Source organism: Kitasatospora sp. NPDC059812, from assembly GCF_042732075.1.
In the GTDB taxonomy this organism is placed as follows: Bacteria; Actinomycetota; Actinomycetes; order Streptomycetales; family Streptomycetaceae; genus Kitasatospora.
The window spans coordinates 36,920-40,211 of record NZ_JBHWIO010000080.1 but is presented as its reverse complement, the minus strand read 5'-3'; the positions used below and the strand labels follow the sequence as shown (position 1 = coordinate 40,211).

Sequence of the window (3,292 nt, the reverse complement as noted above, 5' to 3'; positions counted from 1 at the left end):
GAGGGCGGCGAGGGTGCCGTAGTGGGCGAAGGGGTCGAGGCGGCGGGCGTCCTTGGCGGGGACGGGGCCGTTGTCGGGCAGGTCGGTGACGCGGCAGCCCAGGCGGACCCGGTGGCGGGCCAGGGCGGGGTCGGTGAGGGCGGTGGCGGTGGGGGTGCCGGTGCTGACGGTGTGCCAGAACGCGGCCGGGGTGTGGCCGGCGGGGCTGACGACGCCCAGGCCGGTGACGGCGATGGGGGGCCGGGTGGGGCGGGCTGCCATGGTCTTGTCCTTTCCGGGCGTTGGGGGCCGGCGCGGGCCTTCCCAGGTGGGGCGGGGCCGGGGGCCGGCGGGCCTTCCTGGGTGGGCCGGGGGCCGGCTCGGTCAGATGAGGCCGGTCTGGGCGGCGGCGGTCAGGAAGGCGTCGGCGGCGAAGTCGATGTCGGCGGCGGTGTGGCGGGCGGTGACGGCGATCCGCAGCCGGGCCAGGTCGTTGGGCACGGCGGGGGTGACGACGGGCAGGCCGATGACGCCGGCCTTGCGGCAGGCGGTGGCGTAGTCGTAGGCGGCGTCGTCGGAGCCGGCGATGACGGGCAGGACGGCGGTGGCGGAGTCCATGGTGGAGATGCCGGCGTCGTTGAGGCGCCGGCGCAGGCGCTCGGCCTGGACCTGGATGTGGGTGACGCGTTCGGGTTCGCGGCGCAGGATCCGCAGGGACTCCAGGGCGGCGCCGGTCTGGGCGGGGCCGAGGGCGGCGGAGAACAGGAACGGGCGGGCGGCGTAGCGCAGGTGGCCGATCAGTTCGTGGCTGCCGGCGACCCAGCCGCCCATGGAGGGGATGGCCTTGGAGAGGGTGCCGAGTTTGATGTCGACGCGGTGGCGGTAGCCGAAGTGCTCCTCGATGCCGCCGCCGGTCTCGCCGATGACGCCCAGGGCGTGGGCCTCGTCGACCATCAGGAGGGCGTCGTGGGCGTCGCAGACCGCGCGCAGTTCGGGCAGCGGGGCGATGTCGCCGTCCATGGAGTAGACGCTGTCGACGATGACCAGGCGCACGCCGGTCGGGGAGGCGGCCTTGAGGCGGCGTTCCAGGTGGTCGACGTCGTTGTGGCGGAAGCGGGTGACGGTGGCGCCGGAGAGGCGGCAGCCGTCGACGATGCTGGCGTGGTCGTACTTGTCGATCAGGACGGTGTCGCCCTGGCCGACCAGGGCGCCGACGGTGCCGACGTTGGCGGCGTAGCCGGAGCCGAAGACCTGGGCGCGTTCGCGGCGGGCGAAGCGGGCGACCTCGGCTTCCAGTTCCTCGTGCAGCGGGATGGTGCCGGCCAGGGCGCGCACGCCGTGGTTGCCGGTGCCGTAGACGTCGACGGCGGCCTTGGCGGCGGCCACCACGCGTTCGTCTCCGGCCAGGCCCAGGTAGCTGTAGCCGGACATCATGAGCAGGCGCTCGCCGTCCAGGTCGCAGTAGGCGCTGTCGCGTTCCATGGTGTAGGCGACGAAGCTGTTGCGGCGTGAGGGGTCGGACTCCAGCGCGGCCACGCGGTCCAGGGTGGCGGCGAGCTTCGGCTCCAGGCGGTCCCATGCTCCGGTGGCGTTCACGTGCGGGTCTCCTTCTCGGCGGGGCGCGGCGGGCGCGCGGCGGTTTTGCCGTGCGGTTTGCCGTCGGTTTGCCGCCGGTTGTCCGTCGGCTGTTCGGCGGTTCGTCGTCGGCTTGTTCCGGATTGTTTTCGGTATTTCCCGGCGCGGGGGCGGGTGGTGGTGCTGGGGTTTCCTCCCGGGATAGTCCCGGGGCTTTTACGGGTGGTGCCCGGCGCAGGGGGTGGGTGGTGTTTCTCGAAGCCTTCACGCGGGGTGCTCAAGGATGACTACATTTCTACGGCAGGATGCGCAAGGCGTCCGCAATAGCCGTGTTCTCGGCCTGCGGTAACGCTCTGACGTGCAGAAACCCTGCGTCCACGACGCATGGACCGGCCGGTGGGTATGTTTTGTCGACCAGTGTTGACACCGTGTGATGCGCCGAATGTATGGTCGAAATCCGCCGAAACCGAACGGCTGGTAGGCGGAATTTCCGGTCCAGGTTTCCCACGCCGTCGGCCCGGCGTCACGGGCCGTCGGCTCCGCTTTGGCTCAAGGGGGTTGGAGCACGTTGAACGGCTTCCGGGAAGACAGTCCGTCCGGCAGATCGGGGACATTCTCATGCTGATCCGCCTGACAGGACTTGTGACGATCGAGCACGACCGCGGCGCCCCGCAGCACCTGTCCAGCGCCCAGGCCCAGGTGGCGTTCGCCCGCCTGGTCCTGGAACGCTCCGCCGGCACCAGCCGCGACCAGCTGGCCGACACCATCTGGCCCGACGGCCTGCCCGACACCTGGGCCTCCGCGCTGCGCAGCGTGGTCTCGCGGGTGCGGGCCTTCGTCGCCTCCCCCGGCCAGGGCCCGGGCGCCACCCCGCTGATCGCCCAGGGCGGGCGCTACGTCCTGCGGCTGCCCGCGGACGCGGCGGTGGACCTGGAGGCCGCCGCCAGCGCGGTCGGGGAGGCCGGGGAGGCGTACGCGGCCCGCTCCTACGCGGTGGCGCAGCAGTTGGCCGCGGGGGCGATCGCCAACCTGCGCGGCGCGTTCCTGCCCGACCACGAGGGCGAGTGGGCGGGCGGGGTGCGCGAGCACGTGGAGGAGCTGCGGATGTCCGCGCTGGAGACGGCGAGCCTGTCGGCCTCGGCGCTGGGCGAGGAGCACCACGCGCTGCGCTGGGCCGACGAGGCGGTGCGCCGCGCCCCGTTCCGCGAGAGCGCCTACCGCTGCCGGATGGAGGCGCTGGCCGCGGCCGGCAACCGGGCCGAGGCGCTGCGCTGTTACCAGCAGCTGCGCCGGGTGCTGGCGGAGGAGCTGGGCATCGACCCGGCCGCCGAGACCCAGGAGCTCTACCTGGCGCTGCTGCGCTCCCCCGCTCCCGTCGCGCCCGCTCCGGCGGTGGTGCGGCCGGTGGACCCGGTGCTGATGGGGATCTTCGAGCCGCTGGCCCTGGCCCGGCTGGCGCGCCCGGCCGGGCCGCCGGTGCGCGCGGCCTGACGGGACCGGCGGTGCGCGCGGCTTGACGGCCTGTCGGTGAGCGCGGTTCGGCGGATCGCCGGTGCGCGCGGCTTGAGAGCCTGCCGGTGCGCGCGTGGTTCGGCGGATCGCCGGTGCGCGCGGCCTGACGGCCTGTCGTCGTGGCGGGCGGCCCCCCCCGCGGGGGGGGCGCCGCCCCCGCCCGCCGCGCCAGGCGGCGGGGCGGGGGGCCGGGGGGGCGGGGCCGCGCGGGGGGGGGCGGGCGGGG

The 3,292-nt window shown here is 74.5% G+C and carries 2 protein-coding genes and 1 pseudogene; 1 reads left to right on the top strand and 2 read right to left on the bottom strand.

Annotation, left to right across the window (positions count from 1 at the left end):
* Positions 1 to 261 (bottom strand): annotated as a pseudogene (locus ACFV6D_RS30430) (beta-ketoacyl-[acyl-carrier-protein] synthase family protein); the annotation flags it as partial.
* A 102-nt stretch (positions 262 to 363) separates the two neighbouring features.
* On the bottom strand, positions 364 to 1,575 hold the full coding sequence (locus tag ACFV6D_RS30425) for an aminotransferase class I/II-fold pyridoxal phosphate-dependent enzyme (protein WP_063352988.1): 1,212 nt from the start codon (positions 1,573 to 1,575) through the stop codon (positions 364 to 366).
* 597 nt (positions 1,576 to 2,172) lie between these two features.
* On the opposite strand from ACFV6D_RS30425, the gene ACFV6D_RS30420 reads away from it, so the two are divergent.
* Entirely contained in the window at positions 2,173 to 3,045 is an 873-nt protein-coding gene (locus tag ACFV6D_RS30420) for a bacterial transcriptional activator domain-containing protein (RefSeq protein ID WP_063352989.1), read from the top strand.
* The last annotated feature ends 247 nt before the right edge of the window (positions 3,046 to 3,292 follow it).